Origin of the sequence: Sediminispirochaeta smaragdinae DSM 11293 (genome assembly GCF_000143985.1) — a bacterium.
GTDB lineage: Bacteria > Spirochaetota > Spirochaetia > DSM-16054 > Sediminispirochaetaceae > Sediminispirochaeta > Sediminispirochaeta smaragdinae.
In genome coordinates this window covers 3,592,459-3,616,119 of sequence record NC_014364.1, presented here as the reverse complement: position 1 = coordinate 3,616,119, position 23,661 = coordinate 3,592,459, and the positions used below count along the sequence as shown (strand labels likewise).

23 protein-coding genes and 1 tRNA gene are annotated in these 23,661 nt (G+C 51.7%); 18 read left to right on the top strand and 6 right to left on the bottom strand.

Going from position 1 to position 23,661, the window contains the following annotated elements; genetic code table 11:
• Positions 1-4 precede the first annotated feature (4 nt).
• From SPIRS_RS16970 to SPIRS_RS16955, 4 genes are all read left to right on the top strand, one after another.
• Positions 5-817, top strand: a complete 813-nt coding sequence (locus tag SPIRS_RS16970) for a nucleoside phosphorylase (protein WP_013255914.1) — start codon at positions 5-7, stop codon at positions 815-817.
• Positions 814-2,148 carry an ABC transporter substrate-binding protein gene (locus SPIRS_RS16965; RefSeq protein WP_013255913.1) on the top strand — a complete coding sequence of 445 codons (1,335 nt, stop codon included), beginning with the start codon at positions 814-816 and terminating at the stop codon, positions 2,146-2,148. Before SPIRS_RS16970 ends, SPIRS_RS16965 begins: the two co-directional genes overlap by 4 nt.
• Positions 2,149-2,250: 102 nt before the next feature.
• Positions 2,251-3,051, top strand: coding sequence for a carbohydrate ABC transporter permease (locus SPIRS_RS16960; protein WP_216086395.1), 801 nt, complete (start codon positions 2,251-2,253; stop codon positions 3,049-3,051).
• A complete protein-coding gene (locus SPIRS_RS16955; protein WP_013255911.1) occupies positions 3,048-3,884 on the top strand; it encodes a carbohydrate ABC transporter permease in 837 nt (278 codons plus the stop codon). Before SPIRS_RS16960 ends, SPIRS_RS16955 begins: the two co-directional genes overlap by 4 nt.
• A 486-nt stretch (positions 3,885-4,370) precedes the next feature.
• On the opposite strand, the gene SPIRS_RS16950 is transcribed toward SPIRS_RS16955, so the two are convergent.
• The 3 genes from SPIRS_RS16950 to SPIRS_RS16940 all read right to left on the bottom strand — a co-directional run bounded on the left by SPIRS_RS16950 (position 4,371) and on the right by SPIRS_RS16940 (position 6,912).
• Positions 4,371-4,443 (bottom strand) — tRNA-Met (locus tag SPIRS_RS16950).
• Between the two features lie 95 nt (positions 4,444-4,538).
• Entirely contained in the window at positions 4,539-6,206 is a 1,668-nt protein-coding gene (locus SPIRS_RS16945; RefSeq protein ID WP_013255910.1) for a cadherin-like beta sandwich domain-containing protein, read from the bottom strand.
• 247 nt (positions 6,207-6,453) lie between these two features.
• Positions 6,454-6,912, bottom strand: coding sequence for an Lrp/AsnC family transcriptional regulator (locus tag SPIRS_RS16940; protein ID WP_041866403.1), 459 nt, complete (start codon positions 6,910-6,912; stop codon positions 6,454-6,456).
• 180 nt (positions 6,913-7,092) lie between these two features.
• On the opposite strand from SPIRS_RS16940, the gene SPIRS_RS16935 reads away from it, so the two are divergent.
• Genes SPIRS_RS16935 through SPIRS_RS16910 form a run of 6 tightly spaced genes read left to right on the top strand, consistent with a single transcriptional unit; the run spans position 7,093 to position 13,349 of the window.
• Entirely contained in the window at positions 7,093-8,712 is a 1,620-nt protein-coding gene (locus SPIRS_RS16935; RefSeq protein WP_013255908.1) for a thiamine pyrophosphate-dependent enzyme, read from the top strand.
• Positions 8,709-9,305: an indolepyruvate oxidoreductase subunit beta gene (locus SPIRS_RS16930; protein ID WP_013255907.1), complete on the top strand. Its 597-nt coding sequence runs from the start codon at positions 8,709-8,711 to the stop codon at positions 9,303-9,305. Before SPIRS_RS16935 ends, SPIRS_RS16930 begins: the two co-directional genes overlap by 4 nt.
• Positions 9,302-10,198: a phosphate acyltransferase gene (locus tag SPIRS_RS16925; RefSeq protein WP_013255906.1), complete on the top strand. Its 897-nt coding sequence runs from the start codon at positions 9,302-9,304 to the stop codon at positions 10,196-10,198. The genes SPIRS_RS16930 and SPIRS_RS16925 overlap by 4 nt, the downstream gene beginning before the upstream one ends.
• Positions 10,195-11,265, top strand: a complete 1,071-nt coding sequence (gene buk, locus SPIRS_RS16920; protein WP_013255905.1) for a butyrate kinase — start codon at positions 10,195-10,197, stop codon at positions 11,263-11,265. The genes SPIRS_RS16925 and buk overlap by 4 nt, the downstream gene beginning before the upstream one ends.
• Before the next feature lie 46 nt (positions 11,266-11,311).
• A complete protein-coding gene (locus SPIRS_RS16915) occupies positions 11,312-12,826 on the top strand; it encodes a phosphate acyltransferase (protein WP_245537775.1) in 1,515 nt (504 codons plus the stop codon).
• Between the two features lie 25 nt (positions 12,827-12,851).
• Positions 12,852-13,349, top strand: coding sequence for a hypothetical protein (locus SPIRS_RS16910; protein WP_013255903.1), 498 nt, complete (start codon positions 12,852-12,854; stop codon positions 13,347-13,349).
• Here the strand turns inward: SPIRS_RS16910 and SPIRS_RS16905 are convergent.
• Entirely contained in the window at positions 13,336-13,776 is a 441-nt protein-coding gene (locus SPIRS_RS16905; RefSeq protein WP_013255902.1) for a PGPGW domain-containing protein, read from the bottom strand. The two genes, SPIRS_RS16910 and SPIRS_RS16905, sit on opposite strands and share 14 nt — an antisense overlap.
• A gap of 137 nt (positions 13,777-13,913) precedes the next feature.
• Here SPIRS_RS16905 and SPIRS_RS16900 point away from each other — a divergent pair, with 137 nt between their 5' ends.
• Positions 13,914-14,717 (top strand): ABC transporter ATP-binding protein, encoded by an 804-nt coding sequence (locus tag SPIRS_RS16900; protein WP_013255901.1) that lies wholly within the window; start codon positions 13,914-13,916, stop codon positions 14,715-14,717.
• Here SPIRS_RS16900 and SPIRS_RS16895 read toward each other — a convergent pair.
• Complete coding sequence (locus SPIRS_RS16895) at positions 14,659-15,219, bottom strand: GNAT family N-acetyltransferase (protein WP_245537609.1); 561 nt, start codon at positions 15,217-15,219, stop codon at positions 14,659-14,661. The two genes, SPIRS_RS16900 and SPIRS_RS16895, sit on opposite strands and share 59 nt — an antisense overlap.
• 99 nt (positions 15,220-15,318) lie before the next feature.
• Between SPIRS_RS16895 and SPIRS_RS16890 the strand changes: the two genes are divergently transcribed.
• Positions 15,319-17,160: an HD domain-containing phosphohydrolase gene (locus SPIRS_RS16890; protein ID WP_013255899.1), complete on the top strand. Its 1,842-nt coding sequence runs from the start codon at positions 15,319-15,321 to the stop codon at positions 17,158-17,160.
• Here the strand turns inward: SPIRS_RS16890 and SPIRS_RS16885 are convergent.
• Complete coding sequence (locus SPIRS_RS16885; RefSeq protein WP_013255898.1) at positions 17,141-18,139, bottom strand: NYN domain-containing protein; 999 nt, start codon at positions 18,137-18,139, stop codon at positions 17,141-17,143. The two genes, SPIRS_RS16890 and SPIRS_RS16885, sit on opposite strands and share 20 nt — an antisense overlap.
• Before the next feature lie 139 nt (positions 18,140-18,278).
• Here SPIRS_RS16885 and SPIRS_RS16880 point away from each other — a divergent pair, with 139 nt between their 5' ends.
• The 6 genes from SPIRS_RS16880 to SPIRS_RS16855 all read left to right on the top strand — a co-directional run bounded on the left by SPIRS_RS16880 (position 18,279) and on the right by SPIRS_RS16855 (position 23,536).
• Complete coding sequence (locus SPIRS_RS16880) at positions 18,279-18,485, top strand: hypothetical protein (RefSeq protein WP_041866116.1); 207 nt, start codon at positions 18,279-18,281, stop codon at positions 18,483-18,485.
• A gap of 123 nt (positions 18,486-18,608) precedes the next feature.
• Positions 18,609-21,203 (top strand): hybrid sensor histidine kinase/response regulator, encoded by a 2,595-nt coding sequence (locus SPIRS_RS16875; RefSeq protein WP_013255897.1) that lies wholly within the window; start codon positions 18,609-18,611, stop codon positions 21,201-21,203.
• 42 nt (positions 21,204-21,245) lie between these two features.
• Entirely contained in the window at positions 21,246-21,830 is a 585-nt protein-coding gene (locus tag SPIRS_RS16870; RefSeq protein WP_013255896.1) for a TetR/AcrR family transcriptional regulator, read from the top strand.
• A gap of 44 nt (positions 21,831-21,874) precedes the next feature.
• Positions 21,875-22,585: a hypothetical protein gene (locus tag SPIRS_RS16865; RefSeq protein WP_013255895.1), complete on the top strand. Its 711-nt coding sequence runs from the start codon at positions 21,875-21,877 to the stop codon at positions 22,583-22,585.
• Between the two features lie 111 nt (positions 22,586-22,696).
• Positions 22,697-22,999 (top strand): flavodoxin family protein, encoded by a 303-nt coding sequence (locus SPIRS_RS21885; protein WP_171814780.1) that lies wholly within the window; start codon positions 22,697-22,699, stop codon positions 22,997-22,999.
• A gap of 135 nt (positions 23,000-23,134) precedes the next feature.
• Positions 23,135-23,536, top strand: coding sequence for a MerR family transcriptional regulator (locus SPIRS_RS16855; RefSeq protein WP_013255894.1), 402 nt, complete (start codon positions 23,135-23,137; stop codon positions 23,534-23,536).
• Positions 23,537-23,661 lie beyond the last annotated feature (125 nt).

The following is a 23,661-nucleotide window of genomic DNA, read 5'->3' as shown; positions in this document are numbered from 1 at the left end:
AGACATGGAACATTGGCTTGCTGCGGTCGATTACACGCAGCCTACGCACACGGAAGGCCTGGAGCAATACCACATCAGGTGTAAAAAAGGTGATATCGGTAAGGCGGTCATAGTCCCCGGAGATCAAAGCAGGGTGAAGATGGTGGCCGACCTGCTAAGTGAGGTAAAAGAGGTTGCAGACAACCGGGGAATGATCACCTATACCGGCATCTACCGCGATACGCGCATTAGTGTTACCTCGACCGGAATGGGTGGCCCCTCGGCGGCCATCGCGTACGAGGAGTTGATCAACGTCGGGGCGGAAGTCCTTGTACGTGTCGGCAGCGTTGCGGCGCTTCAGCCGGAGATAGCTCCGGGAGATTTGTCGATCCCCTACGGGTGCATCCGCGACGACGGCGTAACCCCCTACTACGTGCCGCAAAATTTCCCTGCGGTTCCCGATCCGGAGCTCTATCAGAGCCTTGTGCGGAACGCCGAGAAACAGGGCATCCGCTACTGGAAAGGCATCAACTGGACGCACTCTGCGTTTTACTCCCGATCACCGGAGTATTTCCTGCAGTGGTCGCGTAAGCGTGTTGTCACCATGGAGATGGAGGCGGCCACGCTCATGACGATCGCCTACCTTCGCGGCGTCTCTGCGGCGTTTATCGGTACCGTATTTGAAAATCGGCAGAAACAGGCGGAAGGGCATCGGATGGATCTGTCGGTCCCTTCCTATAAGAAGCCGGAAGTTGCTACAGGAGTCGAGGCGTCCGTTAAGATCGCCCTTGATGCCTGTGTGGAACGAGTATCTCAAATCCAAGGAGGAGAACAATGAGACTCAGGTCATTTGCCGCGATATCGGCAGGATTGGTACTGCTGATTGGTTCTGCGAACCTTTGGGCGTCGGGCTCAAGCGAAGATGGGGGAGGGGATGGATCGGTGACGGTCACGCTTGTGAGCGAGCGCGGCTCCCATACTGAGGCGTGGAAAACACAGATGGAAGGCTTTGAGGCGACCAGTGGTGTACATCTCGACCTCACGCAGTTTCCCTACGCCAACTACCGCGATCAGCTTCTGCTGAGTTACACAAGCGGTTCCTCCGATTATGATGTACCGTACGTCTCGTTGCTTTGGTATCCTTCGTTTGTGACCAGTGGATATATTCAGCCGATCAATGAATTTCTCACACGAAACCCCGGGATCGAGAAGGATATGCCGGGCCTTGCCTCAGGGACCATCGACGGTAATCTTTATTTTGTGCCGTATATGAACGAAGTCGGTGGAATTGTCTATCGCACGGATCTGTTTAATGATCCCGCGGAACAGGCAGCCTTTCGTGAGCGCTACGGCTACGATCTTCAGCCCCCGGCCAATCTTGAGCAGTACGTGGATGTGGCTGAGTTCTTTAATCGGCCGCCGGAGCTGTACGGCGTGTCACTCATGGGTACGCGCAGCATTTTTCTTGCCACCCATTTTATGAACCGCTTGTGGGCGTACGGCGGGGAGTTACTCGATGACGAGATGCGTCCCGTCTACAACAGCGAACTCGGTGTCCGCGCACTGGAAGAGGCAGCCGCCATGTTCGACTACGCAAGCGATGCATCCTTGACCTATGATTTTCAGGAGGCGCTGGCTGAGTTTTCCGCCGGTAGAAGCGCCATGGCCGAGGTATGGACTACCTCGATGTTCGCTTTCAACGATCCGGAATCCTCCCAGGTTGCCGGAAAGTGTTCCTTTGTCGGCTTTCCTCGTCCAGCGGGAGAGGAACATGAGATCAGACGTCGTCTTTTTATCTCCTGGGGATTTGTCGTTTCTTCCGATATAGACAACAAAGACGCTGCTTTGAGTTGGATCGAGCACGCTGTTCAACCCAATAACCTCGCCGCGGCCGCTCCGGTCGGTACTATTCCTACGCGACTCTCGGCCCTGGAAGACGCGGAGCTCATAAAAGAAATGCCGTGGATCCCCGCTTTTCGTGAGGCGTTGGCCGGTTGTGAGCCCACACCCATCGCACCTCTCATTCCCGAGGGGATGACGATCGTCGTGAACCATGTTGCGGTGGCGGTCTCCGAGTTTATCGCCGGCACTGGTAGCGCGAAAGAGCTTTTGGATGCTGCGGCAGAGCAGACCTATGAGTTGCTCGAGAAAAACGGTTACTACGAGTAAGGCATGGCACGCATAATTAGCACCCGACGGGTTCAGGAGCAGGGCAAGTACGCCTTCCTGGCCCCGGGGCTCCTGTTCCTGGCGGTGATATATCTCGCTCCAATGGTTTACTCGGTGGGTATCACCTTTTACCAGTGGAATTTGCTGCGTGCCGACCTTGGTATGCGGTTTACGGGATTGTCCAACTATATTCAGCTCCTATCGGACCCGTTTACCTGGGAGGTTGTGGGGCGAACGCTCCTCTTTGTGGTGGGAGCGGTCGGCCTTGAACTGGTGCTTGGATGTATGATTGCGCTTTTTCTCAACACCGACTTTTTTGGTGCCAAGCTCCTGCAATCCATCGTCCTGTTGCCCTTTATGATCGCTCCGATTGTCGTCGGTTTTACCTGGCGCTTTCTGCTCAGCAACTCCGTCGGGCCTGTACCACCACTGCTGACCTCCCTCGGTCTCGGGGGATTGGTCTCGCCGCCGCTCCTTGCGAACAGACATCTCGTTATGGTGGTCTTCATCGTCGTCGATGTTTGGCAGTATACGCCGTTTGTCGTGCTGGTCCTGTTGGCCGGTCTCAAGTCGCTTCCGACTGAGCCGTACGATGCGGCCCAGATGGACGGCGCCACGCCGATGCAGCGCTTCTTTTTGCTAACGGTGCCGCTACTCAAGCCATCTATCCTTGTGGCAGTGGTGATACGAACACTTACGGCGTTTCGCATTTTCGACCGCGTGATGATCATGACCGGGGGTGGGCCCGGCAGTGCGTCCGAGGTGCTCTCGTTTTACGGATACCGCACGGCGTTTCAGTCCTACGAGATGGGGATGGCCGGTGCGATTGGCATACTTACGCTTGCCATCGCCATGGTTTTTACCGTGTTTTACATTAAACAGGTCGGATTGGGGGATTCATGATACATATCGGATCGTCGCGGCGAAAGCATGTAGTTGCGGCGCTGACCTTACTCGGTGCTGCTGTTCTTTTGGTATGGACGCTCTACCCGCTGGCATGGATGGTTGTTTCCAGCCTCAAGCCGGCTACTCACGAGTTTTCGGCACAGTGGTTTGGATTTCGACCAACGTTCAGAAACTATGGAGAAGTTTTACGTGAGGCAGAGTTTCTTCGAGGGCTATTCAACAGTTTCCTGGTGACCACGATCTCGATCATAGTCTCTCTCATCCTTGGAACGCCTACAGCCTACGCCCTTGCCAGGTACGATTACCGGTTTAAAGGCTTGGCGATGATATTTGTTCTCCTCGCCAGGATGACCCCGCCGGTGGTGCTGGCGGTTCCCTTTTTCCTGCTTGCGAGGTCTTTTGGTATTGCCGATACGTACCTCGCCCTGGTGGCCATGGGGGCATTCCTCTCGGTGCCGTTTGTCATATGGATGATGCGCGGCTTTTTCGCCGAGATACCACGGGAGCTGGAAGAATCGGCGATCGTTGACGGCTGCAGTCGTCTCACGGCTGTGACGCGGATCGTTCTTCCTCTCGTCGCGCCCGGTTTTGCAGCGACTGCAGTACTCTGTGCGCTTCTGGTCTGGAACGAGTTCTTTTTTATGCTTATTTTGAGTGGTCCTGCAACGCGCACCCTTCCGGTGCTCGTAAACTCCTACGTTTCGGAACGGTCGATCAACTGGAGTGCCATGAGTGCCGCGGGCACAATCACGGTAGCACCCCTCGTAGTATTCGGTATTCTTGCTCAACGTCACCTTGTGCGGGGACTCACCATGGGCAGCCTCAAATAGTGTCTACTGTTCGGAATCCTGGTGCTTGGAGGAACATAATTCCATTTCCCATAATCAACTGAAAGGTGAACCATGGAAAAAAGCGGGCACCAACATAAAAGCAAGGATTTTACCGGCAAAGTGGCTCGCACACCACCAGGATTCCGAACATATCTTCGCCGCCTTAAGCGACAAGAGAATATTCTGATAGGCTGTCGCAATCAGTAACTCGAGTCTCGTATGGTCCTAATTCGGAAACGCCCTTAACCTCGCCTGGATTTTTCTTCTTTCTAATCCAACAGGCCGCTTCGACTACATCCGGTACGCCAAGCCAACAGATTTGTGAGGCATACCCGCTTGTCATCTTACATCAGGGAGGCCCGACGGGTTTCTGCAATGCAAATAAAAAGACCGGCTTTTCATATCAAGTCCTCTTACAGGAGGTTGATAAAAACACCGGCCCTTTGGTAGCTTTTAGCTACTTCTTACCAATAAATATTAAAAGTTTAGCAGGGACAGGACTCGAACCTGTGACCTCCGGGTTATGAGCCCGACGAGCTGCCAACTGCTCTACCCTGCGTCGTTAATAAAGATAAGATACCGAAATAAACGAAAAGGGTCAAGGGGCTCTTCCCCGAAAAGGTCGATGACCGTTCGGGGAAGATGCCTGTAGGACTACTGCTTTGCAAAGCCTCCGTCGTTCGCATTGCTGCTGTCGCTAACAGGAACGCCAATGGACAGATAGTCATCCGAGGAGAGAAGGACGTACTTCGTATAACATACCCCTAGTATATCTCCACTTTCTGATTTTATTGTCAGTGTAAGGACACCGTTTGAGACTGAGTAGGTGCCACTTATAGTCTCTATTGCTGTATCAGAGCTATCATATTCTATGTTACTGAAGTTACCATCGCTTTCTATGGTCAGCATCTCATAGTATCCATAACCTTCGACAAGGCTTTTCCAGGTCCCGATGATTCCGCTTGTTCCACTGGTCCGTTTATAGGCATCGGGATAGAAGCTTCCGGCTTCAAACAAGTCGTAGGCATTGTCGGAATCACTCAGCGTCAGAACGCCGTTTGATGCCGAATAGGTCCCATTGTCCTCATAGTTACCGCTCGTTGCGGTGTAGGTATATGTGTATGAACCGTTAGTAAACACATACGTGGCCGTGTAATTTTCATTTTCATCTTCATCGTAGCCGCTGCATTGGTAGGTTCCGTTGCGATCGTCGGCATCGGCTTCAGCCCCTCGTGTAAGCTCGATGAAGTAGGCGTTTTCACTTTCTGATTCGGCTTCTACCGTAATTTCAATGCCTGTCGTTCCCACGGGAAGATTTATAGTGGATGGCGAAGAAAGATCTAAGGAAGACCACCCCGCAGTGTCATCGTTTGCATAATCGCAAAAGAGCTCAGCGTAAGAACTGTTCGCAGTGGCCGCTATAGTAACACTATTTCCCTCTTCGTAGCCTACCGTAGCCGTATAGTCATACACATCCGAGCTGAAAGTAGGGGAGAGGGAGATGGCATGGCCGTCGGCATCTGTTAAGCTCAGGGAGGCAAGGCTTGCATCATCGTCCTGAAGGGCAATTTCAGTGTTGAATGAAACAACGGCATCGTCATTTGGGCTTAGCGAGATTGTAGTGCTCCCCGCGCTTCCTATGAACAAACTCTTGTAGGGGGTGCTGTTTATGTCATTTTCCAGAACCACTACTTCCACATAGTAGCCGTCGGTATAATCTCCAACATTTTCGATACTTATCGATGTACTTGACCATGATGTGCTTGCCGTAATTTCTTCCCCAGCGGAAATGTAGGCTGGATCCCCATATTCATTCTTACTTAAGAAGGCGTAGAGGTATCCGGATGTGATCGTGTGGCTTCCCTTACTGATATTGGAAATGGTCACGGTATGACCTTCAGCCGCGAGGCTGTACTCGTAGTCGATGATAATAGTTGTATCAGCGATCTCTTCATCATCTGCGTCATAGGATGTCACCCAAATCAACTTGCTTCCCTTGGTCAAAGGAGTGAAGGTTGCAGACCACGTCTTGTTACCTATTTTTGCATTGACCTCGTTGCCTTCAAGCGAAACATCAATTGAATCCGGAGTTGTGCCGCTCCAGGTTCCGCTTACCGTGATGGTTTCTGTGGTAACCACTGCTCCGGCCGCGGGGTTTGTAATGGTGATTAACTCGGATGTTCCACCGCTGCTTCCGCCGCCTCCGTCATCATCATCGTCGCTATCGCTACCCCCAAAAAGATTGCAGGACATCGTGAAGCCGACTAATAGCAGCACAACCAGCAGTGCCGTGATCTTCTTAAAAAGTTTCCAGCACATCATCAATCCTCCTTCCAAAGAGTTTATATGCCCTATATCACTTTCTGCTTATGAAAAAGCTGCGGTAAAGTGATGAGTGGGTTACGAATGTTAAGAGAGTTCTTTTCGGTGTATTGAGGTAACCGGATTGGGAAAAACTCAGTTTATTAATATATTTTTTAAGCATACCAAGGTATCGTATGCCTTTTGGTAAACGGCGTCAACATGTTTGTGCTTTACTTTTCCGCACTTTCTGTTAGAGAATCGTATGCTACAGCGGTATATCGGTTCGGTCGACAATGCTGGCCAGGACAATGCTTGAACTGGTCTTGTCGATTCCGGGAATCGTGGTGAGACGGGTGCGGGTAAAGAGTTCGAAATCCTCAATATTATCGACGATGACCTTGAGGATGTAATCCTTCTCGCCGGCAAGGCGGCAGCATTCGAGTACCTCCGGGAGATCTTTAATCCGCTTATTGAATTCGATGAGGCTCTGATTGCTATGTTCTTTCATGGTGATGAATATGTAGGCCTTTATGTGTTTGTTCAGCTTTTTCTCATCGACAAGTGCTGTGTATTTTCGAATGATGCCGGCCTGTTCGAGTTTCTTGACTCGTTCAAGGGTTGTTGCAGGAGAAAGACCGATTCGGTTGGAAAGTTCCTGATTTGTCAGTGATGCATCGTCCTGAAGGATTCTGAGAATTTTTAGGTTTGTATCGTCCAGTTGCATGCCCTTCACTATAGCCTCATATCTTTGCTTTGTATAGTCTTCCTAACAGCTTGTTATGTGTATATAATTCGGAATAATAGGTAATACGTCGAATATTATTAGAATAAATTGTTGAAAAACAGTATAAGCTATGGTAGAAAGGTGATATACACCGGTGGAAACCATATGAGGGAGATCTATATGGATGGATATGTATTGTTGGGGAATGAGGCGGTGGCTCTTGGGGCCTTGCATGCAGGCGTGAGCCTTGCCTATGGCTATCCCGGCACCCCTTCGACGGAAATCATCGAATATATGCAGCAGGTCCTCGAACCGAAAAGCGGGGTCAGAGCCCAGTGGTGCTCGAATGAAAAGACCGCGTACGAGGCTGCCGTAGGAGCTTCGGCGATGAATCGTCGGGTTCTTGTGACCATGAAACACGTAGGCCTCAACGTCGCCGCCGACCCTTTTATGAATTCGGCAATCATGAATATCAAGGGGGGCCTGGTTCTGGCTGTTGCCGATGATCCTGGAATGCACAGTTCCCAGAATGAACAGGACAGTCGCTTTTATGCTGATTTTGCCAAGCTTCCCTGCTTTGAGCCTCACAATCAGCAGGAGGCCTATGAAATGACTCGTGCCGCCTTTGATCTTTCGGAGCGTTTTCATGTACCGGTGCTGCTTCGCCTGGTGACACGTCTTTCCCACTCCAGGGCAATCGTCAGACCGAATCCTTCCCGCGGCGCCAATCCAATGGCGAAATTCACCGGAAAAGAGGACTTTATCACCTTGCCTGCCACAAGCAGGAAGCGCTATGTAGAGCATCTTGAGTTGTATAAGCGGCTGCAGGCCTACGCCGAGTCGGAAACGCTAAATCCTTTGAAGTTTGGGGATACGGATACCCCATTTTCGGTGATCACCAGCGGTCTTGGCCACAACTATTTTGAAGAGAATGCTGAGGACCTCGGTTTTTCGCCTTCCGTCCTGCATGTCAATTTTTATCCCCTGCCTGAGGATAAAATCAGAACTCTTGCCGCTGGCAGCAAACGCATTCTTTGCATAGAGGAAGGCTATCCCTTCATAGAACGTTTGCTACGAGGTATTCTTCCCGTTCCTGTCACCATTAGCGGCAAATTGGATGGCTGCCTTCCTCCTTCGGGAGAATTAAACCCGGATATCGTCCGCACCGCCCTAAAGCTTCCGGAACCATCTTCCACCTTGGAAGATGGTCACGGGAGCCTTGTCTCGCTTCCCGGCAGACCCCCTCAGTTATGCAAGGGCTGCCCTCACCAGGATACCTTCAAGGCCCTGAATACGGCCCTCGAAGCCTATGAGAATCATCTCGTCACCGGAGATATCGGCTGTTACACCCTCGGCTATCTACCCCCTCTTGAGGCAATCGAGACGGGACTATGCATGGGAGCGAGTATCACCATGGCGCGAGGTGCCGCCCAGGCTGGTATGTATCCTGTGGTTGCGGTCATCGGCGACAGTACCTTCATGCATTCCGGCCTTACCGGTCTTGCGGATGCTGTGAGCTCATCGGTCCCGATCACGATTCTTATTCTGGATAACTCCACCACCGCTATGACCGGTGGCCAGGATACGATTTTCGAATCGAAGGGCATACGCAAGGTTGTTCTCGGCCTGGGCGTTGAGCCGGAGCATTGTGTGGAGATGGTACCCCTTCCGGCAAGGCACGAGGAAAACAGCGATCTGCTTCGCAGGGAGATCGAATACAAAGGGGTCTCGGTTGTTTTTGCATTTCGCGAGTGTATCCAGACCGCAAAGCGGAAGCATAAAAAGGAGGCAAAGGCATGAAGTATGATATTATTCTCTGTGGAGTAGGGGGGCAGGGTGTTCTTTCCGTTGCCGCTATTATTGCCCGGGCGGCAATGATGTCGGGCCTGGAAGTTCGTCAGTCCGAGGTCCACGGCATGGCCCAGCGTGGTGGTGCGGTGCAGGCCGATCTGCGTATTTCCGATGGCCCTATTCCCGGAGATCTTATTGCAAAAGGGCGGGCGGATATGATCCTCAGCATGGAACCCCTTGAAAGTCTTCGCTATGTTGATTTCCTTTCCGAAAGGGGAAGTGTCGTTACTTCCGACCACTGCGAGATCAATATACCTGACTATCCGGAAAAGCAAGCCATTTTCTCATCTATTTCATCCTTCGGACGGGCCCTGACGATTCCTGCAGATGCATTGGCGCTTACCGCTGGGAGTGCGAGAAGTGCAAACATGGTCCTTGTTGGTGCGGCATCATTTCATTTACCAATTGAATTTTCTACAATGGAAGAAGCGGTCCGGGAACGCTTTGCAAGCAAAGGGGAGCTTGTTGTCGAAACCAACCTAAAGGCCCTTTCCCTTGGCAGGGATGTTGCCGAGGCCGGTAGCAGAAGGAGGAGTGGATGAGCTTTGCCCGACTCGAGGCGCAGTTAAAGGGGGGGCTGCCCCAAACGATCGCCGTAGCGGGGGCTGAGGGAGATGAGCTGTTCCAGGCCCTTGAAAGGGTAGAGAAGAAAGGGCTTGCCCGGTTCGTCCTTGTGGGAGAATCAGAGACGGCAACAGCCTTGGCAGAACGCTACGGAATCGATCCTGTAGCGGTCATCTCGGCTGGAAACGAAGAAGAGATCGCGGCACGATCCGTTGCCGCCGTCAAAGAGGGGAAGGCTGCGCTTTTGATGAAGGGCACACTTTCCACCCCAACCCTGTTACATGCCGTTGTTACGGAAAAAAGCTTGTTCCCCAAAGGACAGCTTCTTTCTCATGCCTTGGTGGTGGAAAGCCCTGAAGGCCGGATGCTCGGCATCACCGACGGCGGTATGAATATCCGCCCCGACATCGAGGCAAAACAGACGATTCTCAACTCTGCCGTGGAGCTTTTCCACCGCCTTGGGGTAGCAAACCCGAAAGTTGCGGTGTTGGCTGCCAATGAAAAGGTCAATTCCAAGATGCCTGAAACCCTCGATGCTGCCCAGCTCAAAGAGCGATACCAGACCGGGGCTATAAGCGGTTGCATCGTAGATGGCCCCATGGCCCTCGATCTGGCGGTTGTCCCCCGGGCTGCCGTGTTAAAGGGGTATCAGGGGGCGATAAAAGGGGATGCCGATATCCTCCTTACCCACGATATTGCGGCTGGAAACCATCTCGGAAAGAGCCTGCTTTACCTTGGCGGCTTTCACGGCGGCGGGATCATTCTGGGTGCAAGCTATCCCATTGTCCTGCTTTCCCGAAGCGATACGGTCAGGGAGAAATTTCTTTCGATGATACTGGCCCTTTCCTGCGGTAAGGGGACAGGTGCATGAGTCGCTTTCTCATCATCAATCCCGGTTCGACGAGTACGAAAATTGCTCTTTTTCAGGGTGAAAATTCCTGGCAGTTAGAGGAACTTGCATCCAAAAGCCTTCCTGTAGAGGACGACGTTGTCAGGCGTTTTTCCGATCCCATGGAGCAATTGCAGCTGCGTGAGGATGCTATCGCCGGTGTATTGACCTCCGCTGCCATAGAGCATGTCGATGCTGTGGCCGGAAGAGGAGGGCTTACCCGTCCCCTGGAGGCGGGGAGCTATGCGGTTTCCGATACACTGATCGATGATCTCTCCCACCATCGTTTTGGAATCCATGCATCAAACCTCGGTGCCGTCCTTGCCCGTCGTTTTGGCGAACGTTTTGGCGTGCCTTCGCTCATTGCCGATCCCGTTGGTGTCGATCAATTTGAAGAGGAAGCCCGCTATTCCGGCTGGCCTTCCATTCCCCGAAAGAGCATGATTCACGCCCTTAATATCCGCTCTGTTGCCCGAGAGGCGGCCAGAGAGATGGGGGGGAGCGCTGGTGATTTCAATTTTATCATAGCCCATCTCGGCGGTGGGATTTCGGTTACCCCGATGAGAAAGGGGAGAATGATCGATGTAAACAATGCCAACGAGGAAGGGCCTTTTTCTCCGCAAAGAACCGGGACCCTTCCCCTTTGCGGGGTAATCGACCTTGCCTTCAGCGGTGAATTTTCATCTGCCGATGAGATGAAGCGGGCGATGGTTCAGCGCGGCGGCCTTTTCGCCTACCTCGGGACCCCCGACGGACGTGAGGTGTGTAAGCGTATTGCGGCAGGAGATCAGAGGGCCGAAAGTGTATACAAGGCCATGGCATACCAGATTTCCAAGGAGATCGGGGCGATGGCTACGGCCCTGAAGGGAAAGGTCGATGCGGTTGTCCTCACCGGGGGGCTGCCCCATCCGCCCCTGTCCGATTGGATTACGGAGCGTTGCAGCTGGATTGCCCCGGTGAAGATTATTGAGGGAGAACGGGAGATGCTTGCCCTTGCCCAGGCCGCAGCCAGGCATGTCTGTGAAGGAGAACCCCTTTTGACTTATTGACATGGGAGCCGGATACAAGGCTATCATGGAGAAAAGTATAAGGAGGATGTGTGTGTATACGGGAAAACATCTCCTTTCTCTTCGGGAGAAGGCGAATATCAGTCGAGAGGAGCTGGCCGATAGCATCGGAGAACCCCTGGCGCTGATCGAACGGATGGAGGATGAGGCGTATGAGCCGTCGGTTTCCATCCTTCTCAAGATTGCATCGGCCCTGGAAACGGATATTTCTACCCTGATATACGGCAAGGCCTTTGATGCACGGTCGGTGATGGTCACCAGCCGTGAGGAACGGGTCAAGGTGGAACGGCGGAGGCAGTTTGATTATGAAAGTCTTGCTCCTTCCTATGCCGGTAAGCACATTGAACCCTTTCTTGTAGATGTCTACCCCAATGAACCCGATACGCTTGAATATTCCTCACACGAGGGGGAGGAGTTCCACTATGTTATGGAGGGAAAGCTGAAGATCATTGTCGACGGCAGAGAGCACCTTCTCAATGTCGGAGACTCGATCTATTTTGATTCTTCCCTCCCGCATGCCCTCTCCTCTGTGGGAGACCGGGCCAAGGTGATGGTGGCTGTCTACAATGCCGCCAGCATGCGGCATCTTACACGAAGCCGAAAGATGACGGAATTAATTGAGGCTGCCCGCCACCTCGGAGGCCGGAGTGTTGTCGTTGTTCTTCCCAATGATACCGCCATTGAGGCGGTGAACCGGGCCATGGAGGAGCGTGTCGTGGAGGATGCCCTCCTGGTAGGGGATCCCGGTACCTTTCCTGAGGCATACCGGCGCTATGCAAATCGCTATGAGATCGTTCCTGTGGAGCATGAGGCAGGGGATGATGCGGACCCGGCCCAGACAGCCTACCAGCGTCGTTGTGCCGATCGTGGTGTGGCCCTGATCCGCGAAGGACGTGGCCACATGCTGATGAAGGGGAATATCAACACCGCCATCTTCATGAAAGGGGTACTTGATAAGCAGTCGGGAATCGGAAGCGGCAGGAGGCTTTCCCTGGTAAGTATTTTCGAGCTTCCGAAACTGAATCGGCTTATCTTCCTCACGGATCCGGGGATCAATACCGCCCTCACCACAGGCGACGACCTCGCCACAAGCCGTGACATCATCTTGAACGGCATCGATGTGGCCCGGGCCCTTGGGGTTGCAAAACCGAAGGTGGCCATTCTCGATGCAAATGAACTCCCCAGCAAGAAGCTTCCCACCACCATGTTTGCCCAGGAGCTTTCGGCAATGGAATGGCCGAACGCAACGGTCTACGGTCCGCTTTCCTATGATCTTGCCCTCTATGAGGATTCGGCGCGTCACAAGGGAATAGAGGATAATCCGGTTGCAGGAAAGGCCGATATCCTGATCGTACCGCACATCTCCGGAGGAAACTTCCTGTATAAGGCATGGGCCATGACCATGTCGGCGGATGTTGCCAACATCGTACTTGGTGCTACCGTCCCCCTGATCATCACCAGCAGGAGCGACGGCGACATGACGAAATTCCTTACCCTCTGTGCCTCTGCGGTCTACTCCGGCTACGAGGAAGACGGAAAATAGAAGAGTCGCGTGCTATCTTTGGATTATGGGACGAAAAGAAAACGGGCGGCGTGAGCGCCTCATCGAAGAGATAGATGGCCTTCTCGGAGAGCTCTCGGAAGAGAACCTTTCCTTCCTTCTGCGCCAGGCTGCGGTCCTGGTTCATAACAAAAAGGTAGACGAGCTTAATGAACGAATGGCTCTTGCCGAGGCAGAAAGCCCTGAGGCTGCATCCCCGAACGGGGAGGGAAAGAATCGGCCTAAACGGGCTCATCGGGTTTTTTTCGATCGTGCGGGGAAAAGGGGCCATTTGTTCCTTCAGGTTGGTAATGCACGCTCGATCATGGATGAGGCCGAGGTGATGGCCTTGGTTCGGATTGCCGCAAAAGCCCCGACGCAAAGGGCTGCAGCCGATCGCTTGTACCGTTGGTTCGAGGCGAACCGCGATGATATCCTCATGGAAAGCGGATTAGAAAAGGAAGGAGCGGATATGAAGGCCCTTTGCCGTTGCCTTAAAAATGATTTTGCGATCAGGGAAGGATGATCGGCTTTTTCCCCTTCTTCTTTCGTATCCATCCCACGCCCTTTGCGATCTTAGGCTTTTTCATCAGCCGTAATTCGAGATTCCTCTTACCGGGAAAGTTAAGCAGGGTAATGGCGATGAGAATGGTCAGCAGGCCCTGACCGGGAATAAAAAGCATGATGAATCCGGCCATAAAAAGGACGATCCCGATAATATTCTTTCCGATCACAAGCAAAGTCCTCAGCAAAGGGTGTCGCAGGCCGAAGCCCCAGCCGCTTTGTTGTTCCTTCACAAAGTAGTCTTCGGGAATGGCAAGAATAACAAGCGGTAAAATTGCAAGCGTTACGATAAACATGAATGCCGAAACAGCCCCGACGATGGCCAGGACTTCCGCATGTCCTGCCGCCCAGTCGGCAAGCTCTTTCGCAATATGCTCAAATTGAATCATACTCTTTTCTGCACTATAGCGAGCGCCCTCCTCACATACAAAACAATGTCGCAGAAGAGGGAAATTCCACGGCGGCTGATGCTTTTGTAAACCTTCCTTCTTCGTTACACTAAAGAGATACTAACGAGGAGGCGTTTGTGGCAATACCCTTTTTTGAACTTGAGAATGCGACCGTATACCGGGGAGAGCGAATCGTCTTCGACCGCATAAATCTTCGACTTGAGGCTGGAACCCATACCGCGGTTCTCGGCCCCAATGGTTCTGGTAAATCAACCCTCGTTAAACTAATCTTTCGGGATATCTATCCTGCGGCCCTGCCGGGTAGCGTGATGCGGACCTTCGGCAACGAACTGATGAATGCCTGGGAGCTGCGAAAACGCATTGGTCTGGTAAGTGCCGATCTCCAGCACCGCTATATGGCTTCGGTCACGGGACGGAGTGTCGTTCTCTCTGGATTCTATTCAAGTATTGCGACGGGGGGAACGCAGGAGTTCAGTGACGAAGACCAGTATGCTGCGGATCGGGCCCTTGAGCGAAGCGGTGCCGTGTCCCTTGCCGATAGGAGATTCGGGACGCTCTCGACCGGGGAACAGCGGAGGCTGCTGCTGGCCCGTTCCATGGTTCATAATCCGGAAATCCTGCTTTTGGACGAACCGACCGCCGGTCTGGATATGAACGGCCGCTTTGCCTTCTTTGATCTGCTCGACGGCTTTCTTGATGAGGGAAAGAGTGTCCTTCTTATTACCCATCACATTGAGGAAATTCCTCCTGGCATCCAGCGGGTTATCCTCCTGAAATCGGGGCAGGTCTTTGCCGACGGCAGTCCCTCCGAAGTCCTGAAGCCCGACGACCTCGGCCGGCTTTTCGGCAGGAACATTGAGCTTATCGAACGTGGGGGCTTTCGATATGCAGTTCCCGAATCTCGATCCACTCCTGCCTGAGTATACCGAAGAACATCTCGTCTTCCGGTTTTCCATTGATGAGAAAGTGGCTGCGAAGACAGCCTTCCCTTGTGAAGCCGAGGGCCTGCAGCAGGTGAATCGAGGGAAGGTTCCGGCTACATACAATGGCGCAAAGTTTTCGTAAGTCGGTGGATGAGAAGAGCAGCTCCACGAGGGCTGCCACCGCGGCTTTACCGACCCCTCGGCCCCGCATCGCCGGAGCAACTTGATAGCTGATCTCGGCTGTTTTCATCATCGAGTTGATCTCCTGAATCCCCACAAGGGCGGCCGGTTCGTCGTCTATCAATGCCTCCCATTTGAGTTCGCGAAATTCGTAGATTGAGGAGAGGTCGCCGCTTGCGTTGGCCATTCGTTCGGCGAAGCGTTTTTCGTCGATGGGCATGAAAGGATTGTAGGCTACAGCGTCCCGATCGCTTCGCCAGGCGTAGAGGGTGGCATAGTGGTCGGGGTGCACGGGTAAAAGATGTAGTTGTCGTACCATATGAAAAAAGCATATACGAAACAGGCTTGTTGCACCATGATAGAGAAATAAGTATGCGCTCTTGTCGCCGTTCATTCCGGCGAGGTATATTTGTCTCCTATGAGAAAGCCCAAAATTTGCGGAAATGCGCCGCTTTGGCTGCAGCTATCCTTACACTTTGCATTTTTCGGTCTCCTGATCGCTTATATAGTCTTTATCGTTCTTACCATGGGATGGAGTCATAAGCTTATCTCCTACTACCATGGGCAGATCGGCAGTCTTGTGGAGTCGACTGGGTCTATCGAGGAGTTGTTGCAGGAGCTGCAATCCAGCGGACCGGCACTGCATCTTTTTCAATCTCCCCTTGCGGGCTTGCCCGATCCGTTTCGGCCCACCTTGTCCGTCAGACTCTTCAGCTTCAAAGGCTTGGGATGGGAACAAATCGGGGGACCTCCATTGACGTCCGAAGTTCCCAAGGAAAAGCTGGGACAACAGCTTGATCGTGCCCTTGAGAAAGGGATCTCCAGAGATCATCCTCCCTTTTGGGGCAGAGAAAACGGCTTCTCTTTTGCCGCCGATGTTAGCTCGCCCACCTTTACGGATCCGGTAGTGATCCATTTTTCAGGGATACACTCCGGCCTCATTTCGGTCGTTTCGTTTTTTCTGCAAGAAATTCTTTTCTTTTCTCTGCTATTTCTCCTCCTTTCCTTTCTCTTGAGTCAACTTTTTGTGAAAAGGATTATTCGTCCCATACACTGGCTCAGCGAGGAGGCCCGCAAGGTTGCTTCCGGAGCCCGGGAAACCAGCTTAAACCTTCATGGGCGGGACGAGATTGCCCGCCTGAGTCAGACCATCGATTTTATGAAGGATGAACTCTCGCATCAGATTTCCCTGGCTCAGCACCAGGCCGATGTATTGGAAACCATGAACCGCATCGATAAGGCCGTTCTCTCTTCCGCCAACAGGGAGCATCTGCTTGGCAATGTCGCAGATATTGTCTCATCCCTCTATCCGAAAAACGGACTTTTCCTGATGTTGGTAAATAGGAAGGGTAACGGTTTTGATTTGCTTGTCGAGCGCCAGGGGATCAACAGCGCCCAAAGGATCGAACGATCCTTTGCCTCTAATCAGGACCTTTCTTCCCAGATGCGTGCCAGTCTCGAGAATCCTCGGCTTTTCCGCTCTTCGGAGCTGGAAATCAGTGATCGCCTTCGTCGGGAAATGCCGGCGGAACGTTCATGGGTTCTCAATATGCCGATCGTTCTTGAAGATTCCTATTATGGTTCTCTTCTCGTTACTTCCGATTCCAAGGAAACCTTTGGTGATGAAGATATCGGCATCATTAAAAAACTAACCGATCAGGTGGGCGTGGCTCTGCAAAACATCCTCTATGCAGAAGAACGGGAGCAGTTACTTTTGGGCTCGTTAAAGGCTCTTTCCGCAGCCGTCGATGCAAAAAGCAGCTGGACGGCAGGTCATTCCGAACGGGTCAGGCTTCTCTCCCTTCGAATAGGCGAAGAGCTGGAGTTCGGCGAATCCGATCTGCAACAGCTTTCCATTTCGGCCCTGCTGCACGATATCGGGAAATTGGCAATTAGTGAAGCGATTCTTGACAAGCCGGGTAAGCTTACCGAGGATGAGTATGAGATCATCAAAAAGCATCCCCGGAAGGGCGCCGAGATCTGCGATAACATCCCGGGATTCCCCGATGTTGTGAAGGGGATCCTATACCACCATGAACACTGGGATGGATCGGGATATCCTTGCGGACTGGTGGGAGGCGAAATCCCTCGCATCGCACGGATCATTTGTGTTGCCGATGTATATGATGCCATAACGGCAAAAAGGCCTTATCGTAATGAGATGAGCCCCGAGGCGGCGAAGTCTTTCCTTCTGCTTCAACGCGGTACGATGTTTGAGCCGCAGCTTGTTGATCTCTTTATTAATCTTCGCGATCGGTAAGTAGCTCGTTCCCCTTCAACGTTAAATCAAGAAAATAGTTACTTTCGTCTAGTGTCACCAAGACCAAGCCCCGTTTTGCAGCTGCATCGGCTACCTTTTTCAGCGTGGAATAGCCATGGCTTCGATAATCCAGGCCCCACTGACTCAATTGCTTTCCTATATCGGGTAGCTTTGCCTTTCTGCCCTCGCTTGTTCTGATTTTGCTTGATGATTCCAGAGCCTTTAAAAACGAAAGAATAATTTCAGGGACGGGGGAACGAGGTGTCGTCAAGATAAGATCGTTATCCTTAAATCGTGCATGGATTGCTTTTCGCTTCTGCGCTTCGGTAAGGAAACCGTTCCATGACTCAAATCCCAGCGCTTTTTCGGCAAAGCCTTCATTCATTAATTTCAGCCGGGCCCTTACCAGATCAGAAGTCGGTCGTTGGCCACTTTCGGCAATGAAGGAGATGGCCTCCTGAAGCAGGATGATCGATTGGTCCATGCTGATGGTCGGCCGGCTGTCTTTGCTGCTTTCTTCTTCATCCATCGGAACGATGGTGAGGTCGCGAAAATCTCCAAAATCATCGGCGAGCAGCAACAACTGCTCATCCGCCTTCCGTGCATCACAGAAAACCATCGTTTCGAGATCAAGGGTACGAAGTTGCCTGAGAAGCGGGGCAAAGGACTTTCTGCCGCTGATAAGCAGTAGCTGATCAATATGGGGATGGAGCGCCAAAAGAGCGATGACACCTCCCGTTATCGTATCGGGGTACTCCTCTTTTGCCGAATCCGGAATATGAATCATCTCGAAGGATTCCCGATGAAGTTCCGCCGCTGCGCGGGCAAAGCGGTTTTTTGCAAAATCACCATAAACCCGGGCGATGGAAATGCGTCCGTAACTGTGAACATAGTCAAGGAGCCCCTTCACAAAGGTTGAACTTATGCTCGGGGTAACATCTTCCAAATCCCATATGATTGCAACGGCCTTTTTCCTCATACTTCCTCACCTTCTATGTTCGTCCATCAGTATACAAGCTGATAGCAACAAAATGCAACAATTTTATTCCCACCATGGCACAATTGCAAGGAAGGGGATTTTTCACTATTATTATAAGAAGAAACAAAAAGGAGATGTTATGCTAAAAAGAATGGTCGATATCAAGGATAGGCTTCCCGCCCAGGACCAGGAGTGCTTTTGTAAGCTTGATTCGGGACTCTACCGAGTCTACTGGTATGATACCGAGTATCGTGCATTCATTTCCAATGGTGCATTGATCAATAATGTGGTTGCATGGATGCCGGTGACGGATCTAATCGGCTTAATTGAGAAGATTGAAGAGTAAGAGAAAGTCGATTCTCGCTCAGAGCCGTTTTTATCGCACAATTGCTCATCAAATTCTGACAGGATCATGGTACAATTCCCTTACGGTTGGCAATGGCCGTGAAATAGTTAAGGGAATTAATGTGTGAAACCTCTGTCGTATGGAGCCTTTGCTCTTGTCTTTTTTTATGCCTACCTTGCTTATCTGATACTTCGACACAACCCTAGTTCCCTTCTTAATCGACTTGTTGCCCTGCTTCTGGCCGATTTTGCACTTTGGGCCCTCTACACGACATTCAGCACTGCGGTTGAGGATTATACCTTCGCTGTGAGACTGTATAAGGTTTTCTCTCCCCTCTGGCATATTTCCCCTGGAATTGCCCTCCATATCGCCCTCCATGTGCATGGATTTGATCGAAAAATTCCGGGCCCTTTGCGTTATCTCTTGCTCTATATTCCCGGTTGTGTAACGGCCTGGGGCTATTACCGCTTTGTCTTCGTCGGTTTGGAGATGAACCGCTGGTATCTCATGGGCATCATAGATACCTCATCTGCCTGGTTTTACCTCTATAATGCATATCTTTTGCTTTATGTAGGGGCCTCAATTACCCTATTGTTCCTTCGGGGATATAGAAGTGGAATCCACCGAATCAAGATTCAGTCCCGCTACCTCGGCTGGTCGATGACGATTAGCCTTCTGTTGGGGCTCTGTTCCAATGCACTGCTCCCCTCTCTTGGTATTGAGTTTCCCTTTATGGCAATTTACTGGAATACTATCTGGGCCGTCGGGCTTTCTGTGGCCGTCACCCGGTACGGTTTTTCCCGTATTACTGCCAGCCTTGCTGTTTCCCAGCTCCTCGCCCAAGTTCGGGATTTCCTTCTTATTCTGGATATAGAGGGGAATATTTTTACTGCCAGCGATTTTTTGTGCCACCGACTTCGTCTTTCCGAAGCTGAGCTGAAGGGGCGTTCCGTTGCCGTTGTCATTGAGGATGCCTCTTTCTTCTCTCGCGTCCGCAAGCGTTTTTCGGCAGGAGCCGGCCTGTTTCAGGAAGAGATTGTGATCCGATCCGTTCCCGTTCTCATGAACATATCGCAAATGTATTCCCGGGAGGGAGAACTTCTGGGATACCTTTGCGTCGGTCATGATGTACGACATCTTCGCAAGTTGCGTGAGACCCTCAGAAAATTCGAGGGATTTATCCAGAACGCCCTGGATGGGATTGTTCTTACCGATGAGCAGGGGCTTATCAGCCATTGGAATCGCGGTATGGAGTTGATAACGGGAAGATTGCGCCGGGAGATGGTGGGAACACCCCTTTGGGAAGATGCAGGCAGGATGGCCGCGGGCGAGAAGGATCGGCAGCGTGGGTTTGAAGAGGCCGTTCGTTCCGTGCTTAGAGAGGGAACTGCCCCCTGGCTCGGCGTCCTGCACGATGTAACCATCCTGAGGAGCGATGGCGGGGTGCGTCTCGTCCAGGTAAAGCCTTTTCTTGTTTCAACCAATAGCGGTCATATCCTTTCCTTCATTATTCGTGACGTGACAGAGTATCAACAAATGCAGGATGAGCGGGTCCGTCTGATCCAACAACTTGCCGATGCCCAACGCCTGAAGGCAATCGGAACCCTTACCGGCGGATTGGCACACAATTTCAATAATATCCTTGGCGGTCTCTACGGTTCCCTTAGCCTCCTTCGAAGTGTCGTTGAAAACTGGCCCGTGGACAGAGCCGAGGCTCTTGATCGAATAAACGATATGGAAACCCTTTCCCGGAGGGGGGCCGAGGTCGTACGCCAACTTCTCTCTATTTCCGGTGGCCGCCGTAGGGAGCATCAGCGGATCGATCTTGTCCCCGTGGTGGAGGCCGTACTTCTTATGTGTCGGAATAGTTTTGATACAAGTGTGACCATCAGAAAAGAACTTCCCGACCATGCGGAGATTTTGGGGGAGCCTTCCGAACTCGAACAACTGTTACTCAATCTTGCCATCAACGGCTTGCACGCCATGACGATTATGCGACAAGAACGGTCGCAGTGGGGTGGAAAGCTATTGATTGCCTTACGAAAAACAGGACAGGGTTGCTTGCTCGTTGTTGAGGATCAGGGAGTAGGGATGGACGATGAAACAATTAAACAGATGTTCGATCCCTTTTTTACCACCAAAGAAGAGGGGTTCGGTACAGGGTTCGGCCTTTCTATGGTGCAACGGATCGTCCGGGATCTTGGGGCAAAGATTGATGTTACATCGACTGTTGGCGTCGGAACACGTTTCGCCATCCTTTTTCCCCAAATTGAAGAGGCCCAGCTGCTACCCATCGATACCTCGGAAGCTTCCTCTTCCGATGAACCCATTGTTCCTCCCCATGCCTATCCCGGCAAGATGATACTGCTTGTGGATGATGAGGCTCCTGTTCGCATTACAACCGGCAAGATTCTCGAACGGGCGGGATACCGGATTCTGACGGCAGAAAACGGCAAAGAGGCGATTGCCTTACACCAACGGATGGGGCATCACATTGCTCTTACGATTCTTGATCTCACTATGCCGGGCATTTCAGGCCTCGAGACCATGAAACAACTGAAGGAGATCAATCCTGAGGTTATGATTCTTTTGACCAGCGGCGGTCATACCGCTATATTGTCGCATCCGATTATTGCAAAGCCATACACGCCGGAAGAGTTGCTATCGCGTGTGGCCGATATGATACGAATCGGAACGATCGAAGGAGAAAAGAGGTGATGTCCTATTGATTTTCATGTTACCACTTAGTAACATATAGGTGTGAAGGATCGAAAGCAGACGGAAGAGCAAATTCTTACCGCCTTGGATCGGCTTTTCCTCTCTAAAGGGTTTACCGGATTGGGGGTGAATGCAGTTGCCAAGGAAGCAGGTGTATCAAAGGTTCTCATCTATCGCTATTTTGGGGGCTTTGATGAGCTGTTGGAAGCATGGGCACTGCAAAACAGCTATTGGATTGGAGGAATGAAACGTCCCATTCCTCTTGACGATCCCAAAAAGACGGCCCGTTACATCTTTCATGAGTATAGTACTGATCTTCGGGAGCATCCGGTAAAGCGTGAGGTTTTGCGCTGGCTTTTGGCGGAGAGAACCGAGCTTGGGATCAAGGTGATGCGGAAGATCGAACAGGAAGGGCTCGCCTTTACCCGTTGGCTTGGGAATCAGTTTCCCCATAATCATACTGCGGATCTCGAAGCCCTTGTCGCTCTTCTCAGCACCGGTATTTCTTATCTTGTACTCCTTTCCGATCGGGCCGATGTGTATAACGGCGTTGATCTGAGGAGCCAAGAAGGGTGGAATCGAATCTTCTCTGTCCTTGAACAGATTATCGAGGATAGCTTCACATAATTTTTTTATCGATATGTAACCATTTGGTAACATATGGAGGTGTTATGAAACATTGGCTTTGCATCACGGTTATGCTACTCGCTTTTGCACTCGTCTCTTGCAGCAGTGCGGGTGAGACCGCTCAACAGGGTGACTACCGGCTTACCATTAATCCTGGGGAAGAATGGCTGCACCAGTACGGTACATTCATCAAAAATCCGCCGCAATATGCGATTTGGATGGAAGATGCTTCAGGTACCTATCTCGGCTCACTGTTTGTTACCCGTAAAATTGCCACCGAGGGGTGGATCTTTAACGGGGGAAATCGAAGAGTAGAGGCTCTTCCTGTTTGGTCTCACCGTCGAAATATCACCGACGGTGAAGGATTTCTTGTACCAAGCAAGGAAAAACCCCTGGCGGACGGAATCACCGGGGCAACACCCAAAAGGGAACAGGAGCTTCTGCTCAGGCCGACTGACAAGGATGGAAGCTTCTGGCTCTACCTTGAGATCAACCATTCTACGGATTTCAATGGTTCCTGGCCCAAGGACGCTTCGCCGGAAGATGAGAACTGGAGTGGCGGCGAGGGGGGCAGCGGGCAGCCGTCGCTGGTATACCGGTGTTTCGTCGACCCTGCCTCGGCCGGCAGCTGGACCATGACGCTGATCGGCCACGGAAGTCCCGACGGTTCCAATGGTGAAATCTATCCCGATGTGAGTGCTCTCACTACGGCTCTTCGAATATTGGAATCGGCAGCAGTTGAGCGCTTGCCATGAAGTATTCCATCGTCATTGTTGTTCTCGTCCTGTTTTCGCCCTCTTCGCTTTTTTTGTGCGGACTGGAGGGGCGGAGTATCCCTTTCTTCCGACGCTTTTCGTACAGCGTTTTTGTATAAGGAAGAAATCAAGCCCTGCGTCGGGTGCCTTAGCTGTCGGCCCGACAAGATCTGCGTTCTTCCCCGGGACGGCGGCCACACTATTGCCGAATGGATAGAGGCTGCCGATATCTTGATTGTCGGTACCCCTATCTACTGGGGTAACATGAGCGGGCCGATGAAAACGCTTTTTGACCATTGTGTTCCCGTATTTGAGTACATCGACGGAGTGACGATCAGGCGGCGTCAGAAGGGAAAAAAGGCGGTGATTGCTGCCCCACCCTCAACCTGTGTTTTCGTTTCTGGCCAAGGATAATCCCAAATAAAAAAGATTTTAACTTGACTTGGAGCTAACTCCAGCCCCTATGTTTATGAAGAACATATCTGTGCGGTCCGTGCAAAGGCATGCATTGCCACGGGCCGCAATGCAATCCAAGGAGAACAATGAGAAGTGCGGATTTCTGAAATAAGCGAAAAACATCACATTTCCCAGGATACGCTCAGATACTATGAACGCATCGGTTTGCTTCCTCCTGTAAACAGAAAACGCGGAGGAATTCGCGATTATACCAAGGAAGATGAGCGATGGGTCGAGTTTGTAACCTGTATGCGGGGGGCGGGACTTTCCATTGAGGCATTGATCGAATACGTCAGCTTGTGCCAGCAAGGGGACAAAACCAGTGCCGAACGCAAGGCCCTTCTTGTCGGGCAACGGGATGTTCTCATTTCGAAGATTGAGGAATTAAAAAAGACTCTGGCACGCTTAGAGAAGAAAATAGATAGCTATGAGCGAGTTTTGCTTAAGAAAGAGCGCTCGATGGGCGGCTTCGGCGAGGAGGTCCAGAATGCATGACGATATGCAGAAGAGATCCCGCAGACAAAGCGCCGCCGGTAAAATCATGATTTTTTGAACTCGCTTCACTAAGGATTGGCCAAAGGCACCATCCCGCTTTTCGTCAATGTATGAACAAATATCAC